Annotated in this window: 27 protein-coding genes and 5 pseudogenes; 14 read left to right on the top strand and 18 right to left on the bottom strand. The window is 55.8% G+C overall.

Annotated elements, in window-relative coordinates; translation table 11 throughout:
- Positions 1–1,233, bottom strand: a complete 1,233-nt coding sequence (locus GUY40_RS09640) for a TolC family protein (RefSeq protein ID WP_178117755.1) — start codon at positions 1,231–1,233, stop codon at positions 1–3.
- Positions 1,234–1,690: 457 nt separating this feature from the next.
- Here GUY40_RS09640 and GUY40_RS09635 point away from each other — a divergent pair, with 457 nt between their 5' ends.
- Positions 1,691–2,362 (top strand): heavy metal response regulator transcription factor, encoded by a 672-nt coding sequence (locus tag GUY40_RS09635; protein ID WP_166568727.1) that lies wholly within the window; start codon positions 1,691–1,693, stop codon positions 2,360–2,362.
- Complete coding sequence (locus GUY40_RS09630; protein WP_166568726.1) at positions 2,362–3,756, top strand: heavy metal sensor histidine kinase; 1,395 nt, start codon at positions 2,362–2,364, stop codon at positions 3,754–3,756. Before GUY40_RS09635 ends, GUY40_RS09630 begins: the two co-directional genes overlap by 1 nt.
- A gap of 238 nt (positions 3,757–3,994) precedes the next feature.
- Here the strand turns inward: GUY40_RS09630 and GUY40_RS09625 are convergent, their stop codons facing one another.
- The 12 genes and pseudogenes from GUY40_RS09625 to merT form a co-directional block, all read right to left on the bottom strand.
- Positions 3,995–5,320, bottom strand: coding sequence for an OprD family outer membrane porin (locus GUY40_RS09625; RefSeq protein ID WP_166568725.1), 1,326 nt, complete (start codon positions 5,318–5,320; stop codon positions 3,995–3,997).
- A gap of 633 nt (positions 5,321–5,953) precedes the next feature.
- The gene (locus tag GUY40_RS09620) at positions 5,954–6,175 is read right to left on the bottom strand and encodes a hypothetical protein (protein ID WP_166568724.1); all 222 of its coding nucleotides are present in this window, start codon (positions 6,173–6,175) and stop codon (positions 5,954–5,956) included.
- A gap of 213 nt (positions 6,176–6,388) precedes the next feature.
- Positions 6,389–7,714: an OprD family porin gene (locus GUY40_RS09615; RefSeq protein WP_166568723.1), complete on the bottom strand. Its 1,326-nt coding sequence runs from the start codon at positions 7,712–7,714 to the stop codon at positions 6,389–6,391.
- 823 nt (positions 7,715–8,537) lie between these two features.
- Positions 8,538–8,870 carry a hypothetical protein gene (locus tag GUY40_RS09610; RefSeq protein WP_166568722.1) on the bottom strand — a complete coding sequence of 111 codons (333 nt, stop codon included), beginning with the start codon at positions 8,868–8,870 and terminating at the stop codon, positions 8,538–8,540.
- A 508-nt stretch (positions 8,871–9,378) separates the two neighbouring features.
- Positions 9,379–9,618, bottom strand: a pseudogene (locus GUY40_RS28230) (DUF3330 domain-containing protein); the annotation flags it as partial.
- Between the two features lie 93 nt (positions 9,619–9,711).
- Entirely contained in the window at positions 9,712–9,948 is a 237-nt protein-coding gene (merE, locus tag GUY40_RS09600; protein ID WP_166568720.1) for a broad-spectrum mercury transporter MerE, read from the bottom strand.
- Positions 9,941–10,303, bottom strand: coding sequence for a mercuric resistance transcriptional repressor MerD (merD, locus tag GUY40_RS09595; protein WP_166568719.1), 363 nt, complete (start codon positions 10,301–10,303; stop codon positions 9,941–9,943). The genes merE and merD overlap by 8 nt, the downstream gene beginning before the upstream one ends.
- Positions 10,303–10,719, bottom strand: coding sequence for a hypothetical protein (locus GUY40_RS09590; RefSeq protein ID WP_166568718.1), 417 nt, complete (start codon positions 10,717–10,719; stop codon positions 10,303–10,305). The genes merD and GUY40_RS09590 overlap by 1 nt, the downstream gene beginning before the upstream one ends.
- A gap of 20 nt (positions 10,720–10,739) precedes the next feature.
- Positions 10,740–12,422, bottom strand: coding sequence for a mercury(II) reductase (gene merA, locus GUY40_RS09585; protein ID WP_166568717.1), 1,683 nt, complete (start codon positions 12,420–12,422; stop codon positions 10,740–10,742).
- A gap of 12 nt (positions 12,423–12,434) precedes the next feature.
- Entirely contained in the window at positions 12,435–12,866 is a 432-nt protein-coding gene (gene merC / locus GUY40_RS09580) for an organomercurial transporter MerC (RefSeq protein ID WP_166568716.1), read from the bottom strand.
- A gap of 12 nt (positions 12,867–12,878) precedes the next feature.
- A complete protein-coding gene (gene merP / locus GUY40_RS09575) occupies positions 12,879–13,157 on the bottom strand; it encodes a mercury resistance system periplasmic binding protein MerP (RefSeq protein WP_166568715.1) in 279 nt (92 codons plus the stop codon).
- Positions 13,158–13,170: 13 nt separating this feature from the next.
- The gene (gene merT, locus GUY40_RS09570; RefSeq protein ID WP_166568714.1) at positions 13,171–13,521 is read right to left on the bottom strand and encodes a mercuric ion transporter MerT; all 351 of its coding nucleotides are present in this window, start codon (positions 13,519–13,521) and stop codon (positions 13,171–13,173) included.
- Positions 13,522–13,592: 71 nt separating this feature from the next.
- On the opposite strand from merT, the gene merR reads away from it, so the two are divergent.
- The 8 genes and pseudogenes from merR to GUY40_RS09530 all read left to right on the top strand — a co-directional run.
- On the top strand, positions 13,593–13,997 hold the full coding sequence (gene merR / locus GUY40_RS09565) for an Hg(II)-responsive transcriptional regulator (protein WP_166568713.1): 405 nt from the start codon (positions 13,593–13,595) through the stop codon (positions 13,995–13,997).
- A gap of 43 nt (positions 13,998–14,040) precedes the next feature.
- A pseudogene (locus GUY40_RS09560) lies at positions 14,041–14,289 on the top strand (transposase); the annotation flags it as partial.
- A gap of 284 nt (positions 14,290–14,573) precedes the next feature.
- A complete protein-coding gene (locus tag GUY40_RS09555) occupies positions 14,574–14,906 on the top strand; it encodes a DUF2790 domain-containing protein (protein ID WP_166568712.1) in 333 nt (110 codons plus the stop codon).
- 161 nt (positions 14,907–15,067) lie between these two features.
- Positions 15,068–15,667 (top strand): annotated as a pseudogene (locus tag GUY40_RS09550) (OprD family outer membrane porin); the annotation flags it as partial.
- Between the two features lie 482 nt (positions 15,668–16,149).
- The gene (locus GUY40_RS09545; RefSeq protein ID WP_166568711.1) at positions 16,150–18,576 is read left to right on the top strand and encodes a heavy metal translocating P-type ATPase; all 2,427 of its coding nucleotides are present in this window, start codon (positions 16,150–16,152) and stop codon (positions 18,574–18,576) included.
- A gap of 29 nt (positions 18,577–18,605) precedes the next feature.
- Positions 18,606–19,007 carry a MerR family DNA-binding transcriptional regulator gene (locus tag GUY40_RS09540; protein ID WP_178117754.1) on the top strand — a complete coding sequence of 134 codons (402 nt, stop codon included), beginning with the start codon at positions 18,606–18,608 and terminating at the stop codon, positions 19,005–19,007.
- A complete protein-coding gene (locus tag GUY40_RS09535) occupies positions 18,997–19,239 on the top strand; it encodes a DUF2933 domain-containing protein (protein WP_166568710.1) in 243 nt (80 codons plus the stop codon). The genes GUY40_RS09540 and GUY40_RS09535 overlap by 11 nt, the downstream gene beginning before the upstream one ends.
- A 46-nt stretch (positions 19,240–19,285) precedes the next feature.
- Positions 19,286–19,537 (top strand): annotated as a pseudogene (locus GUY40_RS09530) (efflux RND transporter permease subunit); the annotation flags it as partial.
- Here GUY40_RS09530 and GUY40_RS09525 read toward each other — a convergent pair.
- A pseudogene (locus GUY40_RS09525) lies at positions 19,518–19,709 on the bottom strand (efflux RND transporter permease subunit); the annotation flags it as partial. The pseudogenes GUY40_RS09530 and GUY40_RS09525 overlap by 20 nt on opposite strands.
- Before the next feature lie 38 nt (positions 19,710–19,747).
- Between GUY40_RS09525 and GUY40_RS09520 the strand changes: the two are divergent.
- On the top strand, positions 19,748–19,909 hold the full coding sequence (locus GUY40_RS09520) for a hypothetical protein (RefSeq protein WP_166568709.1): 162 nt from the start codon (positions 19,748–19,750) through the stop codon (positions 19,907–19,909).
- An 86-nt stretch (positions 19,910–19,995) separates the two neighbouring features.
- Here the strand turns inward: GUY40_RS09520 and GUY40_RS09515 are convergent, their stop codons facing one another.
- From GUY40_RS09515 to GUY40_RS09505, 3 genes are all read right to left on the bottom strand, one after another.
- Positions 19,996–20,658 carry an isoprenylcysteine carboxylmethyltransferase family protein gene (locus GUY40_RS09515; protein WP_166568708.1) on the bottom strand — a complete coding sequence of 221 codons (663 nt, stop codon included), beginning with the start codon at positions 20,656–20,658 and terminating at the stop codon, positions 19,996–19,998.
- A 151-nt stretch (positions 20,659–20,809) separates the two neighbouring features.
- A complete protein-coding gene (locus GUY40_RS09510) occupies positions 20,810–21,079 on the bottom strand; it encodes a hypothetical protein (protein ID WP_166568707.1) in 270 nt (89 codons plus the stop codon).
- Between the two features lie 492 nt (positions 21,080–21,571).
- Positions 21,572–22,621 (bottom strand): DNA-binding protein, encoded by a 1,050-nt coding sequence (locus tag GUY40_RS09505; RefSeq protein ID WP_166568706.1) that lies wholly within the window; start codon positions 22,619–22,621, stop codon positions 21,572–21,574.
- Positions 22,622–22,807: 186 nt separating this feature from the next.
- On the opposite strand from GUY40_RS09505, the gene GUY40_RS09500 reads away from it, so the two are divergent.
- Entirely contained in the window at positions 22,808–23,818 is a 1,011-nt protein-coding gene (locus GUY40_RS09500; protein ID WP_166568705.1) for a tyrosine-type recombinase/integrase, read from the top strand.
- Positions 23,819–23,901: 83 nt separating this feature from the next.
- Here GUY40_RS09500 and GUY40_RS09495 read toward each other — a convergent pair whose 3' ends face one another.
- Positions 23,902–24,165: a hypothetical protein gene (locus GUY40_RS09495; protein WP_166568704.1), complete on the bottom strand. Its 264-nt coding sequence runs from the start codon at positions 24,163–24,165 to the stop codon at positions 23,902–23,904.
- 768 nt (positions 24,166–24,933) lie between these two features.
- On the opposite strand from GUY40_RS09495, the gene GUY40_RS09490 reads away from it, so the two are divergent.
- Together GUY40_RS09490 and mvaT are read left to right on the top strand one after the other, a co-directional pair.
- Positions 24,934–25,938: a DNA-binding protein gene (locus GUY40_RS09490; protein WP_166568703.1), complete on the top strand. Its 1,005-nt coding sequence runs from the start codon at positions 24,934–24,936 to the stop codon at positions 25,936–25,938.
- A 78-nt stretch (positions 25,939–26,016) separates the two neighbouring features.
- A complete protein-coding gene (gene mvaT, locus GUY40_RS09485) occupies positions 26,017–26,388 on the top strand; it encodes a histone-like nucleoid-structuring protein MvaT (RefSeq protein ID WP_166568702.1) in 372 nt (123 codons plus the stop codon).
- Positions 26,389–26,547: the final 159 nt, after the last annotated feature.

The following is a 26,547-nucleotide window of genomic DNA, read 5'->3' as shown; positions in this document are numbered from 1 at the left end:
TTATTTTTTGAATTCGACGTTGAGCTGGGAGCCGTAAATCTTCTCCAAGCTCACCCAAGCCGAAATAGCTTCATCCAGGGTATTCAGGTATTGGGAGCGCATGCTTACAAGGGTGCGCTGAGCATCGAGCACATCGATAAAGGCAAACTTGCCCATCTCAAATCCCCGAACGGCCCCCTCTACCGCTTGCTGCGCAGTCGGAAGCAACGTGCTGCTGATCGAGTCGACTTCACTTCTCGCGCTTTCCCATTGCTCAAACGCCTGCTGAGCCTCCGCCCGCAGGCGAAGTTCTGTGGCATTGCGCAGATCGCTCGCTTGGTCAGCCCCCCGAGCAGCGGCCAGCACATTGCCCTGGTTGCGGTTGAACAACGGAATAGGCATCGACAAGCCGAGCAAATTGACTCGTTCGCCAAGCCCTTCGTCGTATTGGCTGCCAACGCTGACGTTGATGTCGGGAATGCGTTGCGACTTTTCGAGCTCCAAGGAAGACTCGGCACGCCGGATTTGCATGCTGGCCAGCCGCACATCCGCTGTATCCGTTATGCGCGCGAGCATCTCAGCCTGCGATGGCAGGTACGGCAGGCGCTCAAGATCACCCTCGACATGCTCGAAGTTCGGCGTCTTTGCACCAGTTATGAGCGCCAGTTGCTTGTAGGCATTGCTTCGATTGAGGCGCGCGCGGTTCAGCTCTAGTTGAATTTCCGAGAGCTGCACCTGAGCACGCGAAATTTCGATTGGAGAAGCCTTGCCGGCTTTTACGCGCCCTTCGACCACCTGGAGTCCGCGACTGGCAAGGTCCAGCGACTGGGTGGAAAGCTGCAGTCCTTCCTGGGCACGCAGTGCTGAGTAAAAGGCCTGGATTACCTCTGCGCGCAGGGTATTTTTCTTACGCTCAAGGTCAATCGCTACAGCGTCCTGATTACGCTCAGAAACATCGATTCGCGCGCCACGCTTGCCGCCCAACTCAATTGACTGGGATACCTGAATGCTGGTGATGCGGGACTCACTGCGCGTGTCCTCAACGCTCCAGGACAACTCAGGATTGGGGATCAGCCCGGCTTGAGTACGAGCGCCTTCGGCAATGCCTGTATTCCACTGGGCTGCCGCGAACTCCGGGTTCTCTGTGAGCGCTTGCGCCAACGCATCTTCAATCGTTATTGATTGCCCTACTGATTCGGCAGCAATTGTTGTTACTGAGGCAATCAACAATGCAGCCAGCAGGCCTGAAAACATACAGAACTTACCTATGCCTACCCCATGACCGGCCATTGGTTTTACGTACACTTAAAAGCCCTCTGCGGCACTAGCGCTGCGTGGATAAACGAAGGCTTTACTACTTACTTAGCCCGTTTGATTAATCAATTATTGCCCGGAGAAAACAAGTAGAAGACCAATTACCTGAATAATGTAGTTCCTGATACCTATCAGCAAGGTGACTGTAACATTACAAATTCGTCATCAAGAGTTTTTTCTTGGAATTTTGCATTACCATACACGGAGATCCTGCCGTAGAGAGTGACAGCAATGCAGAAAAATGCTGTTACACAATACAGGAGGCCACTGCCGCTTATACCTATGCTGCTTCGCCGAAGCATGATAGCGCCAGGCTCAGCCTGGTCTGTAGTGCCCGCTGGGGCCTATGTCAATCTGTGCGAAGCAATACTTCATATTCATTTTATAGGTGAACCACATGCGAATCCTTGTAATTGAGGACGAGCCGAAAACTGCTGAGTATTTGCACCAAGGGCTCAGCGAAAGCGGATATGTTGTCGACTGCGCTTCCACGGGAGAGGATGGACTTCATCTTGCAAACCAACATGCATACGACTTGGTAATTCTTGATGTAAATCTCCCTGAAGTTGATGGTTGGACAGTCCTTGAACATCTGCGCAAAAAAAGCTCCACCCGCGTAATGATGGTCACTGCGAGAGGGCGGTTGGTTGATAAGGTTAGAGGATTAGATTCTGGGGCGGATGATTATCTGGTAAAGCCATTTGAGTTTCCAGAACTGCTCGCACGAGTCAGAACCTTAATGCGACGCAACGATCAAATGCCAACGCCAGAAATATTGAGAGTCGCTGATCTTGAGCTCGATCAAGGTCGACATCGCGCATTCCGTGGATCGCAACGTATAGATCTCACCACTAAAGAGTTCGCCTTATTGCATCTTTTGATGAGGCAAGCTGGCGTGGTATTGACACGCACTCAAATAATATCTCATGTGTGGGATATGAATTTTGACTGCGACACGAACGTGGTTGAGGTTTCAATGCGTCGGCTGCGGGCTAAGATCGACGATCCGTTTGAAATCAAGTTAATTCACACCCTCCGAGGCGTTGGCTATGTCTTGGAGGAGAGGTGATGAAGCCAACTAGCTTGTCCACACGGCTAGGTTTGACAGTCAGTCTCATGGGGGCTGGACTCGTAATATTATTAGCTGCTTTGGTTTTTTTATCGCTTTCGCTTGCCTTGGAAAAACAGGCGAAAATAAGTCTTAACAAGAAGATGGAGCAGATTCAACACATTTTAGTTACGGATATAGATAAAGAGCAGATTTACCTGAAGCCTCATGCGCTTCAAGATTTAGTGATGGGTCATGATAATTTGCACCTTACAATTTTTGACCAAGACCTGACAAAATCGCCGCTCTTAGATATCGGGTCGAAAGTTATAAATATAAATGCGTTGGACGTTGATCTCGGCGAAACCTTGGCGTATGTAAATTGGGTGGATGATGTCGGCAATCGTATCCTTACTGCATCGAAACGGATGCGGTCGCAGGGTGGGGAAAACGTATACGTTTTGCTTTCTACCGATCGTTCATATGATGAAGGGTTACTCAGGAGCTACCTCAGTGCGACTGCCATCGCTGTTCCTTTTCTGATCATTTTAATCGGCTTGGTAGCATGGTGGATAGTTCAAAGAGGTCTGTCGCCGCTCGAGCAGTTCAGTAGAATAGCGGCTTTGGTATCCGCGCAAGATCTCACTCACCGTATTTCAGTTGACAAACTGCCTCAAGAGCTTGGTGAGCTGGCACGCGCTATAAATTTTATGTTGCACAGGCTGAACAGTGATGTTCAACAGCTCTCTCAGTTCTCAGATGATTTGGCTCATGAGTTGAGATCCCCCATTACCAATTTGATGGGCAAAGCTCAAGTTACCCTTTCGAGGGAGAGACCGCCAGAGGAGTATAAAGCTGTTCTTGAGTCGTGCACAGAAGAGCTGGAGCGCGTGACTCGAATAGTTTCGGACATGTTGTTTCTGGCTCAAGTCAGTGATCCTGCTTCTCAAATTCAGTTTGAGAAAATATCTCTTCTGGATGAAGCCTTAAAAGTTGTCGATCTATTTAGTATTTCAGCGGATGAGAAGAAAATTTCTTTGAAGGTCGCTGGTAAAGGATGGGTGCTTGGCGATAGGATAATGGTTCAGCAAGCGATATCTAACCTTCTGTCTAACGCTATTAGACACAGTCCGCTCGCGAGCGAAATATTAATTTTAATTGAAGCCCATGCTGACACAACCTCGCTGTCTGTGAGCAATCCCGGCATTGGTATCCCTGCGCAGCATATTCCGCATTTATTTGAGCGCTTCTATAGGGTCGACCCTAGCCGAGCACGACAAGAAGGTGGTACTGGGTTGGGGTTAGCAATAGTTAGATCCATAATGAGCCTTCATCAAGGGTCTACAGAAGTGCGGAGTTTACCCGGCAGCATTACGGTATTTCGTCTTATCTTTCCAAAATGTACAAGTGAGTAATCGGGTCAGTAGTGCAATCCTGCATTGCTATTGAAATTCAGGCTTCAGGCAATGATGGGGTACAGAGCTCGCCTGTAGCCCGCTCGAATGGACAGGGCAAGAGAAGCATCCAGACCCATGAGAGAGTACAAGGCCGTCCATAAATGGCTGGCGGCAGGGCGGGTATGCTGATTTTTGGCGATAAAAACCTGCTCACATTGAAAAAGCCTCATCAATCGAGGCCTTTATTTACGCGCTATTACAGGAAGCTATACGTGTAGTTGAAGATTAGGCGAGTCTGGTCTTGGTCGGCAATACTTTCGCCGCTGCCACGGTAGGTACCGTGACGCACGGTGGCGCCGAAGCCCTTGAGCACGCCTTCCGGGAAGAGGTAGTCGACACGCATGTCGCGTTCCCACTCGGAGTAGTTGCCGTTGCCACTCTTGTTCTTGATGTCGTCGCCGCTCAGGTAGGCGATCGACGCCTTCAAGCCTGGCACGCCGAGGCGGGCGAAGTCATAGGAGTACTGGCCGAAGGTGGTGTTCTCACCGGCGCGGGCGAACTGATTGACCATGCTGTCGGTGAAAAGGTAAAAGCTGGAACCCCCGGCGCCTTCATTACGACCGTTTCCATCTACGACCCCACTTTGGTTCACCCAGACGAAGCCGCCATCATCACCCACTTGCTGGTGGCCCAGCAGGAATGCATGACCACCCAAGGTATAGGTGAACATGGCACTCCAGGTCTTGTTGTCGACCTCGTTCGCGTTCTTGGCAAAACCACCATTGTTGTCAAAGAAATAGCCGGTCTGGCCGTTCTTGCCATCAGAGCGACTGTCGAAGTAGCGTAAGTCAGTCTTGAACGATTGGTCGGTGCCGATCGGGAAGACATGAACCAGGCCCAGGAAGTTTTGCGTGTAGTAGTTTTCCAGGTTCGAGTAGTAGTACTGCAGGGTCAGGTCTTTGGTGACCTTCCAGTCTGCACCGCCAAAACGGAACTGGTTGCTGTCCTGCTGACCACCGGAGACTGCAAGGCCCGTACGGTTGCTCGAAGCACGGCCATAGGCGTGTTCAATCTGGCCGGCAGTGATGGTCAGGTTGTCGATTTCTTTGGAAGTAACGATGCCGCCATCAAAGGTCTGCGGCAGCAGTCGGCCGTCGTTGGCGACCAGGATCGGCAGGTTTGGTGCCAGGGCGCTGCCCAGGCGGCCTTCGGTCTTGGAGATGCGCGCCTTGACGTTGCCGCCGAAACGACTCCATTCATCTACAGCCGAGCCATCGGTATCGCTGGGAAAGAAGGTGTTGTTGTTTGGATGATGCCCCTTGCCGCCATCCAGGTGTATACCCCACAGCGCTTGAGCGTCAAAGCCGATACCGATGGTACCTGGCGTGAAGCCGGACACGTAATCGAGCTTGAAGCCCTGGGCCGATTCCTTCTGGTCGGGGCCAGTCTCACGGTTGTCAGCATTGAAATACATGGTTCGGGAACTGAGCGCGGCTTTGCTGTCCTCGAAAAAGCCGGCAGCGCCGGCTTGCTGGGTCAATACCCCAACGGCCACGGCAAGCGTCAAGCTGGATTTGTACATGTTCTGCTCCTCTGGTTTCTAATTCTTGTGTTCATAGGCGGGGGCTTGTGCGACCTGGCCGCTAATGCGCGTTTAGTGCTATAGCATCAGTCCTAAGTCAATCATCATTGGTGACCTCAAGAACTTGCTCTAGGGAGGCGCTGATTAATTTAGTTTTTCGCGCTCGAAGCTCCCCCGCAGGCCTTGATTTATCAGGGGGCATCAACTGGACTTCTGAATAAATCAGCGCTCCCTAGCACTGGTGTACTGAACGTTAATATTCTCATCGAGCTTTAAATATCCATCGCTCTTTCCAAGGTGATTGTGAAAGTGTTGAATTTCATAATCAGCGCATGAGGCCGTGGCCGGCACAGCACACAAATGCTCGCAGCATCAAATTATTTGAGCAGCCATTCAAACTAACAAAATATATCGGCTAGCCAGCGTAGAGATCACGCTCAGCGGTCAGACCCGGAGATGGCAGCCGAACCTCCCAAGCAAATACTTTAGGTGGGGTAAGCTAAATGTAACTATAAGCTACAGGCGGGAGGGACGGAAGTGATTTCAAAAAAAAAGCGCCCTAAAGGGCGCTAAAGATTCACCTCTTTCCAAAGGAGCACTAAGCTTCTAAAGGTGAATTTGGTTGAATCCAGCTCAATTTTTTGGTTTTTGCTCTTCTGCTAATTGATTGCTTGATTCAGTTTTTTTCTTCGCGACCTCGGAAGTCTTTGGTTGGTCAGGTTTCCCATGGATTTTTTCCTGATTGGCCCTAAATTCCTTCCAATATGCTTGAGACCGTTCAATGCCGTCTTCCGCCATTGCAGATGTAGAGCTGATGGCAACAACACCGATAAGGAATAGTTTAACTAGGTTCATATATGGCTACCTCTCATTTGTCCGGAGAACCAGACATGCTGCGTGCTACTTCTGGATTTGTTTGAAGTATAGAAAGATCAACCTAACACCACGATGAGTGAAAAATTACAATATTGACATGTTTGATGGGTTTTCGGGCAGTTCGGCCTGTGATGCGTGCACTGTTTTGATTCATCCGATGAGTGGTGAAACCACTCATCGGATACCGATGGGTTAAAGGAGAGCCAGCGGATATTCCACGATCAGGCGAACCTCGTCCAGGTCAGACTCAAACTGAGTTGCACGGGTGTTCATTTGGCGGATGCGGAAGGACATGTCCTTGATTGCCCCCGTTTGAACCACGTACTTCACTTCAATGTCACGCTCCCAACGCTTCTGATCTGTCAATGGGTTTCCATCGGCATCACGGCGCATGTAGACGGAGTTGGCGTTGGAATAGTCCGCATCTGTACCCTTGGCGTAGCGGGTCATGAACGTAAGCCCCGGTATGCCATAAGTCGCCATGTTCAAATCGTAGCGAACCATCCAGGAGCGTTCTTTCGGGGAGTTAAAGTCGCTGTATTGGATCGAGTTATCCAGGAAAATCGAGTCAGACTGACGTAGGTAATCGAAATCATCGTCACCATTGTTACGCTGATGGGACAGAGCAACACTATGTGCTCCCACTGCTATACCGACTCTGCCGCTCCAGATGTCGTTGTCAAACTCGCCTAGAAGTTTTTTGCCCTCGTCCACTGCTTTATAATAATTGAATCCACCGAAAATGCGGGCGTTATCCGAAAGTGGATAACTGATAGTAGTTGCTGCGTAGTACTGATTCCAGGCATCCTTGAGCTCGCTGGAGTACAGGCTAAACAGAACGTTGGTATTCAGATTGTAGTCGCCACCGAAGTATGCGATCCAAGGAGAGTCAACCGGGCCGGCATAAAAAGTGGCGAAACCGTCGTTCATGTCACTTGAGGTTGGTTGGCTCATTGCGTGCAAACGGCCACCCTGAACTGTAAGCCCTTCAATACTGGTGTTTTCTGCGGTCACACCGTGAAAGCTCTCGGGCAGCAATCGAGAGTCCCCCGCCGCTACTACCGGGTTCGAAGGGAACACATCCCCCACTTTTATAACAGTATCGAATGCGCGTACCTTTACGGCCCCACCAACTTTCGACCAATCATCGCGTGCTTCACCCTCACTGTTAACGGGAAGCACATCAAACGAACTACGACCACCATTACGACCGTTGCCAGTGTCCAGTTTAAGACCAATCATTGCAAAGGCGTCAACCCCAACTCCAACAGTACCTTGCGTAAAACCAGACTCGAACTTACCGATGATACCGTGCGCCCAAGCTTCAGAGTAACCATTTCCAGTTGCGCTGGACTGGCCATTGCGGTGATCACGGTTAAAGTAGAAGTTCCGATTCAGTACGTTGAGGCTGCTTCCCTCAATAAAACCCTCTGCTTTATCTTCTGCGAGGGCTGCGAGAGGACTCGAACTTACGATAGCCGCAAAAACTGCAAGGGATAGCTTCGACTTTTTATTCATTTTTTACTCCTTTGATTTTGGCAGCTATTAGTGTCTTTTTCGACCTACAGCTTTTTTTATAATCCTGCCCCACAGGGTATACACCGACCGTGGCGGCCGAACCCTATCCTTGCAATTCTCAGATAACAGGAAGGTGACTCGATGATTACAATTCTGTAATTATCAATAGCGGTTAATTTTTCAGTCTACGTGCGCCTGCCATCACCGAGCCCGGCTGGCGAGTAAGTTTACGCTTTTCAGCTCAAGGCCATTACCCGCCCAAAGCGGGTTCTGGGGGGTTATGTCTGGATGGGGGGTTCATGTGTCGGCTATAAGGCGCACTCCGATTCATCGAAGTGGCAAGGGGAAGGCATCTTTACAACAGTGTTAATGGTTGTCGCGAATGCGATGGTAAATGACGCTTTTGAAGTGGCTGTGTCAGTGATTTTTTAGAGTGGGGTTTGGGGAGCAATGAAACCGTGCTGTCGTTTTCAAAAGGCGAGTGCACGGAATGTCAAAAGTCGATAGCACTGTGGTTGGCCGCTGTTGGCCGATTCTGTTGAAAAAGTCGCCACGGCCTGGCCGCCCATGCATTGGGCAGTGAGAACGTCCATTTTGCATGCTGCTACGTCAAATCTGAGCCCTGAACATTCTGCGCAAAGCATGGATTTCAATCTCCGACGCGTACTTTTCTGCCGTGGAAACCGAAGCCGACTTTTTCAACAGAAATGGCCGATTGCCGCCAGTGACGTCAGGCCGGGGTCCCCTCCCAGAGAGGTCGTTCGGGTTAGCCACCAAATGAAAGCCGTTCAACTCCTAGCCCGCTAGCCTCGTGAAAATCCACCTACATCGACTTGATCGAAACCACTTCCACAAATCGGAATTTTTTCCTAGCCGCCCTAGTAGCTTCTTGCTCAGCTAGGAGGGTACTCAACGTATTGGCCTCATGGACCATCTCGTGCGTCTTGCCTTCAAATTCATTGCCCACCCGCAGCGTGACTCTCAGCCTGGGCGTGAATGCTTTCGAGACCTTCTTTTTCTCTGCCGCCTTCGCCGACTGCGTGATCACGATATCCGAGAGAGGCTTTTGCACTGGAGGCGCACTGCCCTGCGCAACTTGCTCGCCACCACCGAACAGCGCCCGGCGCATCTCTTCTTCAGTTAATTCTGGGTTCATGCCAATTCTCAGAGGGATGTTATGAGTAGCTAGTCCGATTCTATCAGCATGACGAATTTCTCCAGTAGCGAGTCCCCTCCCTTGGCGACCACGGCTGGAGGATTTAGGTTCGCTGTGTATCGATACGGCCACATGAGGCCGAACCACAGCTGACTGCGGCGACAGGCAGCAATCGGCCCAGGCTGTGTAAAAACGCATGTGTCGTTTTCAGAAGACGATTGCACGTAATGTCAGAAGCCGACTGCGCTACTGAGAATTTGAACGTTTAGCAGCACGCCTTCCTCAGCTCCGGCATCACCTTGGCAAACGTAGCCGGCAACTGCTCCAGGGAGGCGGGCCAGTTCCCATGCCTCGCCGGGCAGGGTCGCCACTCCTCGCTCGGTAATTCGTGGTGTGTCTGATTCCATGCTCAGACTTCAATACGGTGCACACGAGTATTGAGCATAAACGAGCTTGGTGCGGACGACTGCTGATACTGGGCTGTCAGGAGCCGCCTGCACAACAGCCGTCAAACCCAGTCAGTTGGTGCAATCGTCTTCTGAAAATGACAGGGGTGATCAGGCTCGGATGCCGCCCGCTTATCTGCGCGCGACATGAAACGCTGATAGCACTCCAGGCCACAGAAGTGCACGACATACTCGGAACCTTCCGGCGTCAGTGCGGCGTCAAGGGGAATGTCCTTGCAGCATTCGCAGCAACTGGAGGTATTGTTTGCGTTCATTGTGGGGTTCCTCCATCGTCCAAGAAAACCTAGCAACGCCCCGTGACTGAGCGTCGATCGACCTGCAGCCTCCCTTCCCAACTCGGCAGTGGTGGTCGGTCGCGCTGTGCTCCGAGCGGGTCACGGCCGCTTCCGAAAGGCCTGCAATGCCGCTCGCAGGAAGAGGATGAAGAGAACCGCCAGCACGAGCGCTGCGAGGCTCCAATGTTCGCTGACGAAGGCCCCGGCCGCAGTCCCTGATAGCAGCAATGCCAGCACAGGCAAATGGCAGGGGCAAGTGAGCGCGGCGAGCACACCCCACGTGTAGGCGCGCCAGCGGGGCATCTTGATTGATTCGGATTGGTTGGTGTTACGCATGGGTGTGACCTTCGATGGCGCGATGGGTCAGCCCGGCCAACTCCGAATTCACTGCGGCTAAAGCCGCCTGCCGTGTCGCGATTTGCCGGAGCAAGCGCTCGATACACCCGATCACATCGGTACTATCGTCCGCATCGAGCGCTCGACAGAGCCTCGCCAATTCGTCGAGCCCGATACCAGACTTGAAGGCGGCGCGCACGAAGCACAGCCGCGCGAGGGACCGCTCATCGAAAATACCGTAACCGCTTTCCGTGCGCCGCGCGGGATGCAGCAAGCCGCGCAGCACATAATCTCGGACTATATGGACACTGACGCCCGCGGCCTCGGCCAATCTGGATATGGAGTAGACATTCATCACCGACACTCCCGATCATCACCGCAAACTGGGGCACTCAGATATTTCCGTCCGGCTAGGCGCTCGGGTAGCCAGATGAGCAACGGTACGGTAGCCAGAGCCAGTAGCAGCCACAGCCTGGAGAGATGCTCGCCGTTTTGGTCAAACGCATAAGCCAGTAGCGCACTCAGCGCGAGCATCAGGAAGTAAGGCCCTGTGATGTAGCAGTGCAGGCGGCGACAGCGCGCGGCGTTGACCAGGCAGGCGCCGCCCATCACGACCAGCGCGGTGCTTGCTGCCAGGAACAACGCAGGGCGTCGATCCGCCAGAACAATTGCTATCGTCGCCACGACGGCAGGCAGCCCCCAGAAACTGACCACCTGCCAGGTCTTGCGTAGGCTGTCGCACCTACCGAGTTCGCCTGCCGTGTTGCTCATGCTTCAACCTCGCTCTCTCATTACCCTGCGCAGCAGGACAATTGTTTGACGTCCTTGTTAAAGGTCTGTGCGGCGAGTTTCAGGCCCTCGACCATCGTCAGGTAGGGGAACAACTGGTCAGCCAGTTCCTGCACGGTCATACGGTTGCGGATGGCGAGCACCGCCGTCTGGATCAGTTCACCCGCTTCGGCAGTCACCGCCTGCACGCCGAGCAATCGGCCGGAACCCGCTTCGGCGACCAGTTTGATAAAACCCCGCGTGTCGAAGTTGGCCAACGCGCGCGGCACGTTGTCCAAGGTCAAGGTGCGGCTGTCGGTTTCGATCCCCGCGTGGTGCGCTTCGGCTTCGCTGTAGCCGACGGTGGCCACTTGCGGATCGGTAAACACCACGGCCGGCATGACGTCGAGATTGAGCGTTGCCTCGCCGCCGGTCATGTTGATTGCCGCGCGGGTGCCAGCAGCAGCCGCCACATAGACGAACTGCGGCTGGTCGGTGCAGTCGCCGGCCGCATAGATATCCGCTGCGCTGGTGCGCATGCCCTGGTCGATCTGGATGCCACCGCGCTCGTCCAGCTTCACGCCGGCGCCGTCCAGATTCATGCCCTGGGTGTTCGGCAAGCGCCCGGTGGCAATGAGCAGTTGGTCGGCACGTAACTCACCATGGTTGGTGGTCAGTACGAACTCCCCGTTGGCGTGGGACACCTGGCTGGCTTGCGTTTGCTCCAGCACTTCGATGTCCTCCATACGGAAGGCCTCCGTCACCGCCGCGCCGATGGCCGGGTCTTCGCGGAAGAACATCGCACTGCGTGCCAGGATCGTGACCTCGCTACCCAGCCGGGCGAAGGCCTGCGCCAGTTCCACCGCCACTACGGAGGCGCCGATCACGGCGAGCCGCTTAGGGATTGTGTCGCTCGCCAGCGCCTCGTCTGAGGTCCAGTACGGCGTGTCTTTCAGCCCTGGAATCGGCGGAACGGCCGCGCTTGCGCCGGTGGCAACCAGGCAACGGTCGAAGGCTACGATGCGCTCGCCACCCTCGGCCAGTTCCACGCTGAGCGTGTGGCCGTCCTGGAAACGGGCGGTGCCACGCAGCACGCTGATGGCCGGGGTGCTCTCCAGAATGCCTTCGTACTTGGCGTGGCGCAGTTCGTCGACACGACCCTGTTGCTGGGCGAGCAACCGCTCGCGCAGGACGGTCAGGCTCGTGGTGGACAGTCCGGCGTCGAACGGGCTCTCGCGGCGCAGATGGGCCACATGCGCGGCGCGAATCATGATCTTGGAGGGCACGCAGCCAACGTTGACGCAGGTGCCGCCGATGATGCCGCGCTCGATCAGGGTGACGCGCGCACCGCCTTCCACCGCCTTGAGCGCGGCCGCCATGGCGGCGCCACCACTGCCGATGACCGCTACGTGGAGCCTGTCACCTTCTTTCCCGACGTCAGTGTTACCGCTCAGCCAGCCCCGTGCCTTGTCGAGCAGGCCGGGACGGACTGGTGCCGTGGCATCTTCGAACGCCGCTCGATACCCCAGGGCCTCGACGGCGGCCTGCATTTGTTCACGACTTACGCCATCGTCGACCTTCAGTTCGGCCTTCCCGCTGGCGTAGGAAACATCCGCCCGATGCACGCCGGGGATCTTCTCCAAGGCCTCTTTCACATGCTCGACACAGGAAGCGCAGGTCATGCCGACGATTTGTAGTTTGGTCATAGTGTTATTCCTTCATTTTGACGGCGTCGGACAGGACGTCGGGGAGCAACGGCGGTGGGCGGGCGACACGAGATCCCAGATGGACACCCCAAACATGAGGGCTAGGCCGATATAGAGCAGCCAGCCGCTCCGCCAGCCGTGAGCCAGCATCAAATACACCGCTATCAGCACCAGGGCCGGGCCGATCAGGCTGAGCGCAGCCCGTCGCCACTGCCGGTGACTGAACCCGCCGAGGACATTGACGACCAGGGCCAGCCCGGCAAATAACGGCAACAGCGTGGTGATGAACAGTTCTTCCCACTGGCTCAAAAAGCCCAGACCGATCGCAGCCCCCAGGCTAGCAAGGGCGGGGAAACACGAGGCGCAGCCTATGGCGGAAACCAGCACGCCGACGGAACCGGCTTTGTCACCGATCCGCGTGAACAGATTGAAAGGATTTTCCATCGGAATGCCCGCCTATTGCTTGACGCTGGACGGGTAGCCGGCGTCCTCGGTCGCCTTGGTCAGCGCCTGGGCATTGGTCTTGACATCATCAAAGGTGACGGTGGCCTCGCGGTTCTCGAAACTCACCTCAGCCTTGGTCACGCCCTCGACCTTGGTCAACGCCGTCTTCACCGTAATCGGGCAGGCGGCGCAGGTCATGCCCGGCACCGACAGGGTGACGGTCTGTGTGGCCGCCCAGACAGGTGTGGCGACCAGGCTGGCGAGGGCTAAGGATGCGAGCAGTTTTCTCATGATGAACTCCTGATCAGTAGAACAAGGGAAGGATGTAAGGGAAGCCGAGCGCGACTAGCGCCAATGCCGCCACCAGCCAGAACAGCAGCTTGTAGGAGGTACGTACCTGAGGGATGGCACAGGCCTCGCCCGGCTTACAAACTTGTTGCGGTCGAAAGATGCGCCGGTAGGCAAAAAACAGCGCGATTAACGCCGCGCCGATAAAGAGCGGGCGGTAAGGTTCCAGCACGGTCAGGTTGCCGATCCAGGCCCCGCTGAATCCCAGGGTGATCAGAACCAACGGCCCAAGACAGCAAGTCGAGGCGAGAATCGCTGCAAGCCCCCCAGCGACAAGAGGGGCGCGCCCGTTTGATGGTTCAGACATGCATTTCTCCTTTCGAGCATTTGATCGATGGTTTAAGGTTAATCCCGTAGTCATGTACGGAATCAAGCGCTATGAAAAACAATTTGGAAAGCCTGACCATCGGCGCTTTCGCCAAGGCGGCCGGGGTCAACGTGGAAACCATCCGGTTCTATCAACGCAAGGCGCTGTTACCCGAACCGGACAAGCCCTACGGCAGCATTCGCCGCTACGGCGAGGCGGATGTCGCCCGGGTGAAATTCGTAAAGTCCGCGCAACGGCTGGGCTTTAGCCTCGAAGAAGTGGCCGGGCTATTGAGGCTGGATGACGGCGCTCACTGTGATGAAGCGCGCGTGCTCGCCGAGCAGAAGCTCGAGGACGTGCGTGGCAAGCTCGCGGATCTGCGACGGATCGAGTCAGTTTTGGTGCAACTGGTTCACGACTGTTGTGCGAGCCACGGGACGGTTTCCTGTCCGCTAATCGTTTCGCTGCATGGGTAAAACGCTCTGCGCTGGCCAGTGGTTGTGAAGGGAGCCAGCGGACAAGGTCTACGGCTGCCGCGGCTGTGAAGCCGCACCGGTCACCGAAAAGAGAATGGCCAGTCCTAGCATCCTGGCGATGCTGTTGACCACCAAATACGTCGATGGTCTGCCGCTGCACCGCTTCGAAAAAATCCTCGGTCGTCACGGCGTCGATATCCCCCGCCAAACCCTGGCGCGCTGGGTGATCCAGTGCGGCGAGCACCTGCAACCGCTGCTGAATCTGATGGAGGTGTCTACGAAAACAGCCCGGCGTGCCGCGTCGGCACGAAGGCCGTATTGCGGTGCAAACCAGCGATACGCGTTGGTGCTCGGACGGCTTTGAGGGAGAAAACTCTCCAGTAAAACAGAAATTCAGACGACCTCAGGTCGCACGGTTCCATTGCTCCCCAAACCCCAAAGTGTACTTAAGCCCTACCATCTTCTCTCAGCGCCATAGTCTAGGTTCTCTTCAACTCCATTTCCTGCTTGATTCCGTACTTAACTACGGAGTTATAGTCGGCTCGTGGGTCGAAAACCCGAGAGGAGATTGCTGTTATGAAACACCTAAGACTGCTGCTGATAGTGAGTGCGACTCTGCTGTCATCCACCGTATGGGCCGAGGGCAGTTCCGATCGCCTGTATGGCAAGATGATCCAGGCCAACGAGCAATCCATGCGCGAATACGCTAGCGCCCAAGGCAAGAACTCGCCAGAAGTCACTCACTACCGCTATGGCATGAAGCTCGACATCGCCAAGGTCATTCACGTCACGTCGACCAATGGCAGCTGCGGCGTGATGCCTGCGCAAATGACCTACGAGGATTCGAGCGGAAACCTGAATATTCTGGAGTACCGCGTATCAGGAACGAACTGCAGCAGCGAGAACTGAGCATTGATGACGCGTTGCTGACGGAAAAGTAATTTTCAAGTCACCCTGACGTTATTTTGCATGTGGAAGTATGTCGGTAGCGCACCCGGCTATGCCCGGCGCGCTTCGGCATATAGACAACCTCACATTGAAAAAAACTGCCAAAACATCAAGAGCGTTTTATGAACAACAAGGCCCTGTTGGGACTTTCTCTGATCGCCTTGAGCATCAGCGCTGCGCAGGCTGCAATGGCCGCCGAGGAAAAAGGCGAGGGATTCATCGAAGGCAGCAGCCTGAGCATCCTCAATCGAAATTTCTACTTCAACCGTGATTTTCGCAAAGACCAGTCCAGTGGTACAGGAAACGGCTACTCGGAAGAATGGGCCCACGGAGTCATAGGCCGATTCGAGTCGGGCTCGGCCAGGCCGAGGACAATTACTCCAAGCTCGGCGGCGCCGTTTCCTGGACACTGAAATGTCTTCCCTGTCACGCCTGTCGTGCAGTACGGCGATTCGCGACTGCTGCAGGAAAGCTTCCGCGGCGTCATCGCATCCAACATCAGTGTCGAGGGCTTGGTGCTACAGGGCGGACGGCTGCACGCGATGAGCCAACCCAACTCCAGCAGCATGCGGGATGACTTTGCACCCTTCTATGCAGGCGAAGTCAACTCTCCGTGGATCGCCTACTTCGGCGGTAATTACACACCCAACGACAACCTTGGCTTCAGCCTTTACACCAGTCGTATCAAGGATGCCTGGAACCAATACTACGCCGGCACTACGTGAATGCGTCAGCCCATTTGAACGCGATGGTTTATCAGAGTAAGAGCCGACGAGGGAAAAGCCTTGATTGGCCTCAGCGCGTCAAAGTTATGCAGCAGTTTATTCACGGGAAGATGGGATTTGACGTTGAGTATGCCATGACACCTCAATTTGAACTTAGGTCTGACCTTAAGGACATCCCACCTGAGTTTGTCATAGATTTCGAGCGTGCCTCTGCACTTCGAACCTGGGGTTGGGAATGTATTCTTGAAGGGCGTTCAGAATGCTTCCCTCCGGTTGATTTACTCCTGTAAGCCCATTCACTCTATAACTCACTGAATTAGAACATTTTTCGGCGCCTTCAAATTTGAACTGATGACTCCGTCGACAGACCAGCCTCAATCCTCTTTTCGCGGTCCCGTCCAGCAATCACATTGATGCTTGACCTTGCCGCAGTGGCAAGGTCCAACCTTATAACAGATAGGTCCCTCAGGAGGTGGGTGATGGCCAGCCTATTCCCCCATACCACTACCGCCACATTCAGTCCTGTCCAGCAATGGACGCTCGGCGTAGCGGGAATGACCTGTGCTTCCTGTGTAGCACGTGTCGAAAAAGCATTAGCCCGAATACCCGGTGTTTCTTCTGCGAGCGTCAACTTGGTCAGCGAAACGGCAACCGTCGAAGTTGATGCCAATACAGCGCTGACACCGCTGCTCCAGGCCATAGCAGACGCGGGCTACCGCGTGAAAGAAGACGAACTGGTCCTGGCCATCGACGGCATGACTTGCGCCTCGTGCGTCGGGCGCGTCGAAAAAGCCCTGCTGAAAGTACCGGGCGTACAATCGGCCACGGTGAATCTGGCCAGTGAAGTGGCCAGGGTCCGGGCGGTGTCCGGCGTAGTGTCGCTGTCAGTGTTGATGCAAGCGGTGGCAACTGCAGGCTACGAGGCCAGCATTCCGGCTGCCGAGGTGTCCACTGGTACGCCGCGTCGCCGTGACGGGTGGCCGGTAGTTGTGGCCGCCGTGCTGTCCTTACCGTTGATGATACAGATGCTCGCCGCATTGTTGGGCGCACGGTGGAGCCTACCAGGCTGGGTGCAACTGCTATTGGCCACGCCTGTTCAGTTCTGGCTGGGTGCGCGTTTCTATAGGGCGGGCTGGCGAGCATTGCGTGTAGGCAGCGGCAATATGGACTTATTGGTGGCGCTCGGTACCAGCGCGAGCTACGGGCTGTCGGTCTATCTTCTGGCGGCGTATTCCGGCCCCGGCGTCCCGCACCTCTATTTCGAGGCTTCCGCAGTGGTGATTACCCTGGTCTTGCTCGGCAAGTGGCTGGAAGCGCGTGCCAAGCATCACACTGCGGACGCTATCCGTGCGTTACAAGCGCTACGACCGGACATCGCTCGCGTGCAACGCGACGGGATGGAGTACGAGGTTCCAGCCAGCTCACTGATCGTCGGAGACCTGGTGGTAGTGCGGCCGGGCGAGCGAGTGCCAGCGGATGGCGTGGTGCATGAAGGGCGAAGCCATCTCGACGAGTCGCTGCTGACCGGTGAGAGTCTGCCAGTGGAGAAAGGTGAAGGCGATCCAGTGACTGGTGGCGCAATCAATGGCGAAGGTCTGCTACTGATCATGACCTCGGCGGTAGGCGCGGAAAGCACCCTGTCCCGAATCATTCGACTGGTCGAAAACGCCCAGGCGACCAAGGCGCCGATCCAGCGCCTGGTTGATCGGATCAGTGCCGTCTTCGTACCGGTGGTGCTTGTGGTCGCGGCCCTGAGCTTGCTAATTGGCTGGTGGCTGACCGGCGAGGTGGCCGGCCCGCTGATTAACGCGGTTGCGGTATTGGTGATCGCATGCCCTTGTGCGTTGGGCCTCGCTACACCGACCGTGATCATGGCCGGTACCGGGGTCGGCGCGCGCCACGGCATTCTGATCAAGGATGCGCAAGCCTTGGAGATTGCGCATCGGGTGAGCGTAGTGGTCTTCGACAAGACCGGCACGCTGACACTGGGCAAACCCCAGGTCACGGCGCTGGAAGCGAAGGATGGGAACAGTGTGTACTTACTGCAACTAGCGGCGTCAGCTCAGACCGGAAGTGAGCACCTACTGGCCCAAGCCCTACTGGACAGAGCCCAGCAAGAAGGCATGACGTTACTACCGGCATCCAGGGTCACGGCCTTGCCAGGGCGAGGTTTGGCGGCCTCAGTGGCAGGCCACGATCTGCGGCTGGGTAGCTCACAGCTGATGCGGGAGATTGGTGTGGACCTGTCGCCGCTAGCCGTTCGCGCAGCGGCATTGGCCGAGGCTGGCAACACCGTGTCCTGGCTTGCAGATCTATCCAAGCGACCACAGTTGTTAGGCCTGATTGCCTTCGGTGATGAGCTAAAACCCTCCGCCCGGTTAGCCGTGGCCAGGTTGAAAGCGCTGGGTATCCGTACCGTGATGATTACTGGCGACAACCTTGGAGCCGCCAGCAGCGTGGCCAGGCTACTCGGCCTCGACGAGGTACGCGCCGAGGTGCTGCCCGGTGACAAAGCAGCGGCGGTACGGGCACTGAAGGTCAACAGCGTAGTTGTGGCGATGGTTGGCGACGGCATCAACGACGCGCCGGCACTGGCGGCGGCCGATGTCGGCATCGCGATGTCGACCGGTACCGACGTGGCGATGCACACCGCGGGTATCACCCTGATGCGCGGCGACCCGGCGCTAGTGGCGGATGCCTTGATGCTGTCCCGTCACACCTATGGGCGGATTTTGAAGAGTCTGTTCTGGGCCTTCATCTATAACCTGATCGGTATTCCGCTGGCGGCGATAGGGCTGTTGAGTCCAGTGGTGGCTGGCGCGGCAATGGCGCTGTCCAGTGTCTCCGTGGTGACTTACGCCTTGCTGCTGAAGCGTTGGCAGCCAGCACATCGAGAATCGAGTTGATTCGGCGGTTCAGCGAACGGGAGGAACTAATGAACATTGGTGAGGTGGCAAGTGTCAGCGGCTTGTCCACTCGAATGATCCGCTACTACGAGCGCATTGACCTGATCCCGCAGCCACAGCGCACATTGTCTGGTTATCGCGTTTACTGCGAACGCGATGTACACATTTTACGTTTCATCCACCATGCGCGAGATCTGGGGATGCCGATCGAACGGGTTCGTGCCTTGTTGGCGTTATGGCTGGACCGCAATCGTCCTGACGACGAGGTTCAGGCCATTGCGCTGAGTAACATCGACGCGCTGAATGCGCGTATTACCACGCTTCAGATCATGCGCGAGGCCCTGTCGTATCTGGCTGAGCAACCACCTGGGCCGGCTCTGGATGAGCTTCCTCCCACGACAAGCCCAAAAGGAGAGCATCATGATTCGTAATAATCCCAACATGGTCCGGCTGGGTGTCAGTGCAGCCATTGTCTTGGCAGTTGCCTATGTCTTGTTCCCGGCTTTCCAAACCTGGATCGTGGCGGCCGCGCCACTCTTGCTGTTGCTGCTTTGTCCGCTAATGATGGTGTTTTGTATGCGTGGTATGCACAAAAATGCGCCGACTACCGAGGACACGCAGAAGCTCAAACCGACCAAGCGTGACCCGGACGATAGGCCGTAAGCAGTAACCACTTTCCACGCTTAGGGAGTTGGGCTTAGTTGTTCAGCGATATCCGCGTGAGTGGCGTGATTCGCTCGGTGGTGCCGGACAACTACCGATCTACACCCCACTGGGGAGCCAGATCACCCTTGGCACGGTGGCGAAGATCAAGGTCAGCGACGGTCCGCCGATGCTCAAGAGCGAGAATGCACGGCCTTCTGGCTGGGTCTATATCGATGTGCGGGGGCGGGATATTGCCTCGGTGGTCGCCGACTTGCGCCGTGTCGTCAGTGAGCAGGTCAAGTTGCAGCCAGGGATGCCGGAATGACAAAGAGAGAAAGCAAGGGAGCAGTGACCATGCCGCCGACCATGGGCGCGGCGATGCGGCTCATGACCTCGCTACCGGTGCCGCTGCCCCAAAGGATCGGCAACAGGCCGGCGATGATCACCGCCACGGTCATCGCTTTGGGTCGCACGCGCAGCACTGCGCCTTCGCGAATGTATCCACCACCCCTCAAGGAAAAGTCGTATGAAACTGACCCTGATCGCCGTTGCAAGCGCCGTTGTCGCACTGTCTCTTTCCACCCAGGCAGGTGAAAGGCTGGCGGCCCTACGGGGTAATGACGAGTTGATTGCTCCACCATCCTCCTGTTTGGCTCCTTTGGTTTGGAGGATGGTTTCAGGCGCCTGAGTTAGGCGCCTTTTTTCGGTCAACAAGTATCCTCTGTGATCCGTTTGTAGTGACGTGTTCATCACGTAGGCTCAGAGGACACGAGGTTATTGCTGATAAGCAAAGAGCAGTGAATGGATGAACTCCCGCCAATTCCGCAACCGTGGGAACAACATGGGCACCCGCTGCCGATAGGTCTGATACTCCTCGCCAAAACGTTCGGTCAAGGCCGACTCCTCCCGCTTCGCTAGACGGACATAAGCCCAGACGATCAGGGGAAACAACAATAACGTGATCACCGTCGGCCAGTGAATGACCTGTCCAAAGACCGCTAGCATGATCCCAGTGTATTGCGGGTGGCGGACCACACCGTAGATACCCTGTGTCGCCAGCTTCCCCTCCAGACTTGTGCGGTAAACCTGAACCCAGCCCCGGATCAACAGAGCCAGGCCGACCACGATAAACACGCCGCCCAACATCATTTCCAGCATGGCTCCAGTAGCACCGTAGCCCAGCATTGTTGCCCAGAGATGGCCCGAGAATCCGGTCAGTGGGAGATCGATTCCCTGGAAACCCGTCAGCAGGTAAATAGTCAGAGGAAAGCCGTACATCTCGGCATATAACGCGATGATGAACCCTTGCACTAAACCTGCGCCCATCCAGTCACGCCAACTGCGTGGAGCGACGAAATGGTAGAGGCCCCAGGATACAATGAGCACCATGATCAGCACCCACCCCCAGTGCCCATAGTGCATGGTGAAGTCACTCATGGCCGGACGCCTCCTTTGCCTGCCGCAATGAAATGGCATCTCACGCTTAGCCTGGGGAATCGGGGTGGCGACCCTACAAACAGCGTCGCCACCCACGGAGCAATAGTTCGCTCCAGGCGAGGGACGGAGACGGCCGACGTGAACCAGATCGCTATTGTGCCTTGCTATCGCCCTTCGAGGACTCCATGCCCATGTGTTGGCTCATGTTCTCCATCATGGCATTGCAGTTTTTCATCATCTTGGACATTTCCTGCATGTCCATCATCGGCATATGGTTGCCGTCCATCATGTGCATGTCTTCACCCTTTTTTGTCTCGGCACTGCTTTGGGCGGGGGCTTTGGCCTGTTCGGCAAATACCGTGGCAACAGTTCCAAGGGCTATGAAGGTAGCAAGGGCGGTGTAGGTAATGGCGTTACGCATGGCGGCTTTCCTCATCTACGACCTTGGTTTCTGGCACGCCCCGGCAGCAGGCTACAGAATTGCCAGAAGGTAAGGACGGCGGCAGCTGTAAAGGGGCGTGCTTGGTTACGAATAACCTCTGGCCGTCCCTATTAAAATCATGGACCTTGCCGCAGGGGTAAGGTCAAGCGTCGTTTTGCTCATCCCCAGCTCAATAGCAGTGAGCCGTTTAGCTGAAGCGCCCAATAGAATTTGCTACTTTCTCAGTCGCCTAGGTGTTCAACAGAGTCGCCGGAAGCGGGCGTACGAGCAGAATCGCTGGGCTACTCATGAGGTGAATGAACGGTTGCCGCTCGACCTCGAAAATCTGTTAAGGCAGCAATAGGCGCACAGATCAGCGAAAGGCTTCCAGCCATGCTGTGTATTGAAGAGTTGATTGCTCCACTGTCCTCCTGTTTGGCTCCTTTGGTTTGGAGGATGGTTTCAGGTGCCTGAGGTAGGCGCCTTTTTCGGTCAACAAGTCTTCGGCTTCATCGCTCTGGACTCTGCGAGCTGGCTTGACAGCACCGCGTTGTCTTGCACGAGAAGCTGCTTTTCTGTGGCCAACTGGCTCAATTGGCTTTCAGTTTGGCTTAAGCGTTCCGCCAGCAGGCTTCGCTCCCGTTCATTGACGGCCAAGTGCGTCCGCGTCTCAGCCAAACGCTGCTCACCTTGGCCATGGCGCTGCTCCAGTGCCTGATTCGACTGTTGCAAGTCGGTGAATTGAAGTAGGACGTGTTCATGCGCAATCTGACTCTGCGCGAGCGTCGCTTGCGTCGTGAGCAGGGTGCCCTGTAGACGATCATGGTCCTGCACCAGGCGTTGTTCCTGCGCCTGCAGTTCTCCCAGGCGGGTTTGCTGCGCGAGCAGACGCTGCCGGAGCGCTGCCAGTTCGTGTTCCAGGCGCTGCTGGCGTTGCTCAGTGGCCTGGCGCTCGTCGCTGCGTTGTTGCGCGACCGATGCCTGGTAATGTTCAAACTGCTCCCGCGCGTGTTGCAGTTGCCGGGTCAGTGCGGCCGCCTCGGCAGCGCGGTCAGCCAGACGTTGTTCGAGCCCGAGCTTTTCACTGCCCAGGCTGGCCAGGGCGATCTCCTGACGCTGCAGGGTTTCAGCCAGCCCCTGGCTGCGCGTAGTGGCTACGGCAAGCGCCTGGGCCTGCTGTTCCTGAACGCTGAGCAAGGCGTCGCGCTCGACGAATGCCTGCTGCAACTGTTCCTGCAACGCGGCGGCCTCTGCCTGGTGAGCCGCTACGGCCTGCTGGAGTTGGACGGCCGCCTCCGCCTGAACTTTTTCATACAGTCCTTTCAGCGCCAGGACCAGCTCCGCGGGCAATCCCAGTTCGGCCTGGGCCAGCGTGCCGGGGTGCGCGGCTTTCCAACGCTTTAACAACGGCGCCAGCGTGCTTTTGCTGCCAGTCCCACCCAGGGCGACGCGGATGCGGTCGATCGTCGGGTTGTGGCCCTCGGCCACGAGCCGAGCGGCGGCATGGGCAACATGCACATAGAGGACGCCGGAACGGGCCATGACCACCTCGGATTTTTTCGTACCGTATTATGGAAAACGTAATACCTCGATTTAAGTACAGAATAGTTCAGCCGACTGAGACCGCCAGTTAACCCACGATAAGCCTGGTTATCGTGAGTTAAGTCATCGCGATCGAGGGTTGTGTCTATAATCTGCGGTACACATGGCCTAAACGGGCGCTTCGTGATGACAGCCGGCAATAATGACGAAAACCTCCCCTCCAGTCGGCAAGAAGAACCGACGGTGCTTGCGCGTACCCCCGGTACGTTCACCACCCCTGCACAGTTGGCCCAACAACACCAACGCTTTCTCGCGGCGGCGACCGCCGACAACACCCGGCGTACCTACCGCTCGGCCATCCGCCACTTCCTCGCCTGGGGTGGCGTGCTGCCATGCGATGAAACGGCGGTGATTCGTTACCTGCTGTCCTTTGCGGACGTGCAGAACCCACGCACCCTGGCTCTGCGCCTTACAGCGCTAGCGCAATGGCACCGCTATCAGGGTTTTCTTGATCCGGCCGCCACCGCCACCGTACGCAAGACCTTGCGCGGTATTGAGCGGGTGCATGGGCGTCCGCGACAAAAAGCCAAGGCCTTACTGCTGGAGGATCTTGAACGCATCGTGTCGCACCTGGACACACTCGAAGGGATCGCCGCCCGGCGTGACAGCGCGTTGCTACAGGTGGGGTACTTCGGCGCGTTCCGGCGCAGCGAATTGGTCACGCTGGAGGTGGAAAATCTACAGTGGGAGCGGGAGGGACTGCAGATCACGCTGCCGCGCTCCAAAACCGATCAGGGTGGAGAAGGACTGAATAAGGCAATCCCGTACGGCGACAGCGTCTGCTGCCCAGCGAAGGCATTACGGTACTGGCTGGATGTCGCTCAGATCGAACAGGGGCCGCTGTTCCGGCGCATCAGCCGCTGGGGCAGCGTCGGCGAGGTGGCGCTGCACGAGGGTAGCGTGAATACCATCCTGGCGGCCCGTGCCCAAGCCGCAGGGCTCTCGTATGTGCCCGAACTGAGCAGTCACAGTCTGCGTCGTGGACTGGCCACCAGTGCGCATAGGGCTGGGGCGGACTTTCTGGAAATTAAACGTCAGGGAGGCTGGCGGCACGACGGCACCGTCCACGGCTATATCGAAGAGGCTAGAGCCTTCGAGGAGAATGCGGCGGGCTCGTTATTACGACGAAAACCGTAAGGCTGGTTAGAATCCCAGGCGGCCACCCTCTAATCTCGACCTTCCTTCCACAGCACATGAGTAGTTCCCTTAAAAACAGTTACTTACGGAACGAATGTCCTAATTTTTGGCTTATCTCGGCACGCCCCCGGGTACTGGAAACGCAGGGTTACGTCGAACGTCTTGCAATCATGATGCGCTGCCTGTTCGGCGGGTACGTGCACCACCGCGGCTATCAAAGGTTCAGGTTCACCGGCCAACAGTGCTTCCAGTGCTTCAGCAGTGTCTCGGTAGGTTGGCTCATTGTCGTAGCCGTTGAGGTAGGCATAGAACTTGCCGTTGTTCAGTTGACCGATCGCCGGGTGCATTTTGCGCTTTCCTTATCAATTGGGCCTTCGATGGCCGCGACCTACCCCAACCGGCTAGCTGGATTCGACGCGCTTTGGCTGCATTCATTGAAGCCACCACCTGAAAATAGAGTGCCAGCTCATTTCGGCGATTCAAGGGCAGGATCGCCGCTCGTACCTATAAAACGTACAAGCAGTACGTCCGTAGCTCATAAAGCCGCGAAAAATCCCCCTCAAACCCCCGAATTTAGCGCCGTACCCCACTTTCCGTAATTGTTCCACGGGGCAATTTTGCATCGATTTAACCGGGGGTATGACCCAACATTTTCAGCAACATCCCCCCGAAAACACCCCTCCCCCAGCCGTGGAACATCTGCTGCGTACGCTAGAAATGGAGCAGGTTTCCATTTCCTCAGATAATCCCAATTATCTGAAATAAACACCTATTTACGTACGTATTCGAATCACATACCATACTGATACTTATTGTACGTTTTCAGCTAAATATGCGAACAACACAGCAGCTCCTGTGGTCGCGCCTACGCCACGATCCGCACTGAAGCCACCCAACCGGGTGACTAAGGCTGGAATCGTCGCTCCTGCGCGATCCTAGAGGCTCGCTCATGAACGACAAACGGCAGCAAACTCGCTGAACAGGCAAAAACCGGCCCTGCGGTCCAGGTCAATTCGACCGGCTGCGGCCAAAAATGGACAAGCGCTGGCAGCAAGGGATTACCCCACTTCACGGCTGGTACGACACCGAGCGGCACCGACACGGAGGACAACACGATGAATCTCAACCCAATGGGCATCACCCAGACCCGCGCACGCCTAGTCCAAACCCCGGACTGGGACAAGATGTCGGCCTACACGCGCACGTTGGTGTGCTGCCGCGAACTGACCCGCTGTGGCTATGCGTTGCCGGGATGGAACGTATTGCGCGAGATCATCGAGAAAGGGTCAGCGGGTGACATCAGCCGAGGGAAGACCGACTACCAAGCGGAACTGGCCACCCAGGTCAGCCATGCGGAAGCAGAAAGCGTCGGGCTCAACCTGGACCTGCCAACCAGTATCTCGGCGTTGTTTGAACAGCTTTGGCACAAAGCGGTGAAGGAAGCCGGTCTGGCGTTCGGCATCCGTAAGGCAGAGATCGAGCGCGAGTTAGAAGCGAACCAGGTGGTGATGGAGAATGAGCGCGCCAATGCGCAGCAGGCCATGGAGCAATCCAACAGGCTCAGCTTGGAAATCCATACGCTGAAGCAACAGTTACAAGATGCTCTCCGGCAATGCACTGTCCTTCAGGCGGAAAAAGATCAGACCGAGAAATTGGTATCGGAAGGCCATGAAGCGGTCAGATTCCAAACTGAACGAGCAGACCTGATTCATGCCAACGCGCAAAAAGAAATCAAAGACGCGGTGGAACGACTGGAAGGTGTAGAGAATCACTGTTTGCGTGAAATTGAACGAGCGCGAGTAGAAGCGAAAGCACTTGTTGACGAAGGAACAGCAGCATCGACAAGAACCATCGAGAGCTTGAAAAAGCGGATCGATGATTTGAAACAACAAAATGCCCTTCTCTCAGAGAATGCGACAGAAAGTCGAATCAATGCCGACTTCTACCGAAGCAGATATCAAGAACTTCATGACTCCGCGACTGCTCAACAAGCGACTCGCCAGGACAATGGGATCAAGTCCACCCTTAAAACTATCAGGGCAAACCGGGACATCAGGAAACAGCGGACCGTTCACGCTGCACCCGCACCGTTAAAAAGCACTACTAAGAAAAAGCCGTAAATTTTAAAAAAGTTATCGACACGGCAAGAACAACAGAAATAGAATTAGTTTATCTTCTCTATACATGGAGCACCTAGCATGTCCCTGATCAATGAATACCGCGCTACTGAAGAAGCAATCAAAGAGTTGCAATCCCGTTTGGCTAATCTGCAAACTGATGACCGCCTGCAAACCGAACTGCAATTCGAAGAAAAGCTGCGCACTCTCATGGGTGAGTACAGCAAGTCGCTGCGCGACATCATCGCGATCCTCGACCCACAGAAGCTGAGCACCGTTAAAGCCGCCGCAAGCAGCTCCGCAGGTACTCGACGAGCGCGCAAGGTTAAGACCTACAAAAACCCGCTGACCGGCGAAACCATCCAGACCAAAGGCGGCAACCACAAGCAGCTGAAAGAGTGGAAAGCCGAGTATGGCAATGACGAGGTTGAGTCTTGGCTTCAGGCTGACTGATTCAGCACAAGTAAAAAAAAGGCCGCTCATGAAGCGCAATGCTGTTCACTTAAGGATTGTTGACTAATCCTTGAACAGCTGGAGAATCCGGAGTCCGATAAGGATTCCGGATTTTTTATGTCTGTTGCACAGGATTTGAGCACCGTTTTGGAAACCGCT

Origin of the sequence: Pseudomonas sp. R5(2019), assembly GCF_009905435.1 — a bacterium.
Classification (GTDB): Bacteria; Pseudomonadota; Gammaproteobacteria; order Pseudomonadales; family Pseudomonadaceae; genus Aquipseudomonas.
The sequence above is the reverse complement of the archived record's forward strand: the minus strand, read 5'-3'. Positions and strand labels throughout refer to the sequence as shown.

What these genes read in the sequence shown, in the direction of transcription:
- GUY40_RS09490 (WP_166568703.1), top strand. Translation starts at nt 24,934, where the DNA reads ATGAATCTCAACCCAATGGGCATCACCCAGACCCGCGCACGCCTAGTC.
- merT (WP_166568714.1), bottom strand. Translation starts at nt 13,521, where the DNA reads ATGTCTGAACCATCAAACGGGCGCGCCCCTCTTGTCGCTGGGGGGCTT.
- GUY40_RS09505 (WP_166568706.1), bottom strand. Translation starts at nt 22,621, where the DNA reads ATGGCCCGTTCCGGCGTCCTCTATGTGCATGTTGCCCATGCCGCCGCT.
- GUY40_RS09590 (WP_166568718.1), bottom strand. Translation starts at nt 10,719, where the DNA reads ATGAGCAACACGGCAGGCGAACTCGGTAGGTGCGACAGCCTACGCAAG.
- GUY40_RS09635 (WP_166568727.1), top strand. Translation starts at nt 1,691, where the DNA reads ATGCGAATCCTTGTAATTGAGGACGAGCCGAAAACTGCTGAGTATTTG.
- GUY40_RS09495 (WP_166568704.1), bottom strand. Translation starts at nt 24,165, where the DNA reads ATGCACCCGGCGATCGGTCAACTGAACAACGGCAAGTTCTATGCCTAC.
- GUY40_RS09520 (WP_166568709.1), top strand. Translation starts at nt 19,748, where the DNA reads ATGAAACTGACCCTGATCGCCGTTGCAAGCGCCGTTGTCGCACTGTCT.
- merD (WP_166568719.1), bottom strand. Translation starts at nt 10,303, where the DNA reads ATGAATGTCTACTCCATATCCAGATTGGCCGAGGCCGCGGGCGTCAGT.
- merP (WP_166568715.1), bottom strand. Translation starts at nt 13,157, where the DNA reads ATGAGAAAACTGCTCGCATCCTTAGCCCTCGCCAGCCTGGTCGCCACA.
- merC (WP_166568716.1), bottom strand. Translation starts at nt 12,866, where the DNA reads ATGGAAAATCCTTTCAATCTGTTCACGCGGATCGGTGACAAAGCCGGT.
- merA (WP_166568717.1), bottom strand. Translation starts at nt 12,422, where the DNA reads ATGACCAAACTACAAATCGTCGGCATGACCTGCGCTTCCTGTGTCGAG.
- GUY40_RS09615 (WP_166568723.1), bottom strand. Translation starts at nt 7,714, where the DNA reads ATGAATAAAAAGTCGAAGCTATCCCTTGCAGTTTTTGCGGCTATCGTA.
- GUY40_RS09515 (WP_166568708.1), bottom strand. Translation starts at nt 20,658, where the DNA reads ATGAGTGACTTCACCATGCACTATGGGCACTGGGGGTGGGTGCTGATC.
- GUY40_RS09555 (WP_166568712.1), top strand. Translation starts at nt 14,574, where the DNA reads ATGAAACACCTAAGACTGCTGCTGATAGTGAGTGCGACTCTGCTGTCA.
- GUY40_RS09545 (WP_166568711.1), top strand. Translation starts at nt 16,150, where the DNA reads ATGGCCAGCCTATTCCCCCATACCACTACCGCCACATTCAGTCCTGTC.
- GUY40_RS09630 (WP_166568726.1), top strand. Translation starts at nt 2,362, where the DNA reads ATGAAGCCAACTAGCTTGTCCACACGGCTAGGTTTGACAGTCAGTCTC.
- GUY40_RS09620 (WP_166568724.1), bottom strand. Translation starts at nt 6,175, where the DNA reads ATGAACCTAGTTAAACTATTCCTTATCGGTGTTGTTGCCATCAGCTCT.
- GUY40_RS09640 (WP_178117755.1), bottom strand. Translation starts at nt 1,233, where the DNA reads ATGTTTTCAGGCCTGCTGGCTGCATTGTTGATTGCCTCAGTAACAACA.
- GUY40_RS09500 (WP_166568705.1), top strand. Translation starts at nt 22,808, where the DNA reads ATGACAGCCGGCAATAATGACGAAAACCTCCCCTCCAGTCGGCAAGAA.
- GUY40_RS09625 (WP_166568725.1), bottom strand. Translation starts at nt 5,320, where the DNA reads ATGTACAAATCCAGCTTGACGCTTGCCGTGGCCGTTGGGGTATTGACC.
- GUY40_RS09510 (WP_166568707.1), bottom strand. Translation starts at nt 21,079, where the DNA reads ATGCGTAACGCCATTACCTACACCGCCCTTGCTACCTTCATAGCCCTT.
- GUY40_RS09610 (WP_166568722.1), bottom strand. Translation starts at nt 8,870, where the DNA reads ATGAACCCAGAATTAACTGAAGAAGAGATGCGCCGGGCGCTGTTCGGT.
- merE (WP_166568720.1), bottom strand. Translation starts at nt 9,948, where the DNA reads ATGCGTAACACCAACCAATCCGAATCAATCAAGATGCCCCGCTGGCGC.
- merR (WP_166568713.1), top strand. Translation starts at nt 13,593, where the DNA reads ATGAAAAACAATTTGGAAAGCCTGACCATCGGCGCTTTCGCCAAGGCG.
- GUY40_RS09535 (WP_166568710.1), top strand. Translation starts at nt 18,997, where the DNA reads ATGATTCGTAATAATCCCAACATGGTCCGGCTGGGTGTCAGTGCAGCC.
- GUY40_RS09540 (WP_178117754.1), top strand. Translation starts at nt 18,606, where the DNA reads ATGAACATTGGTGAGGTGGCAAGTGTCAGCGGCTTGTCCACTCGAATG.
- mvaT (WP_166568702.1), top strand. Translation starts at nt 26,017, where the DNA reads ATGTCCCTGATCAATGAATACCGCGCTACTGAAGAAGCAATCAAAGAG.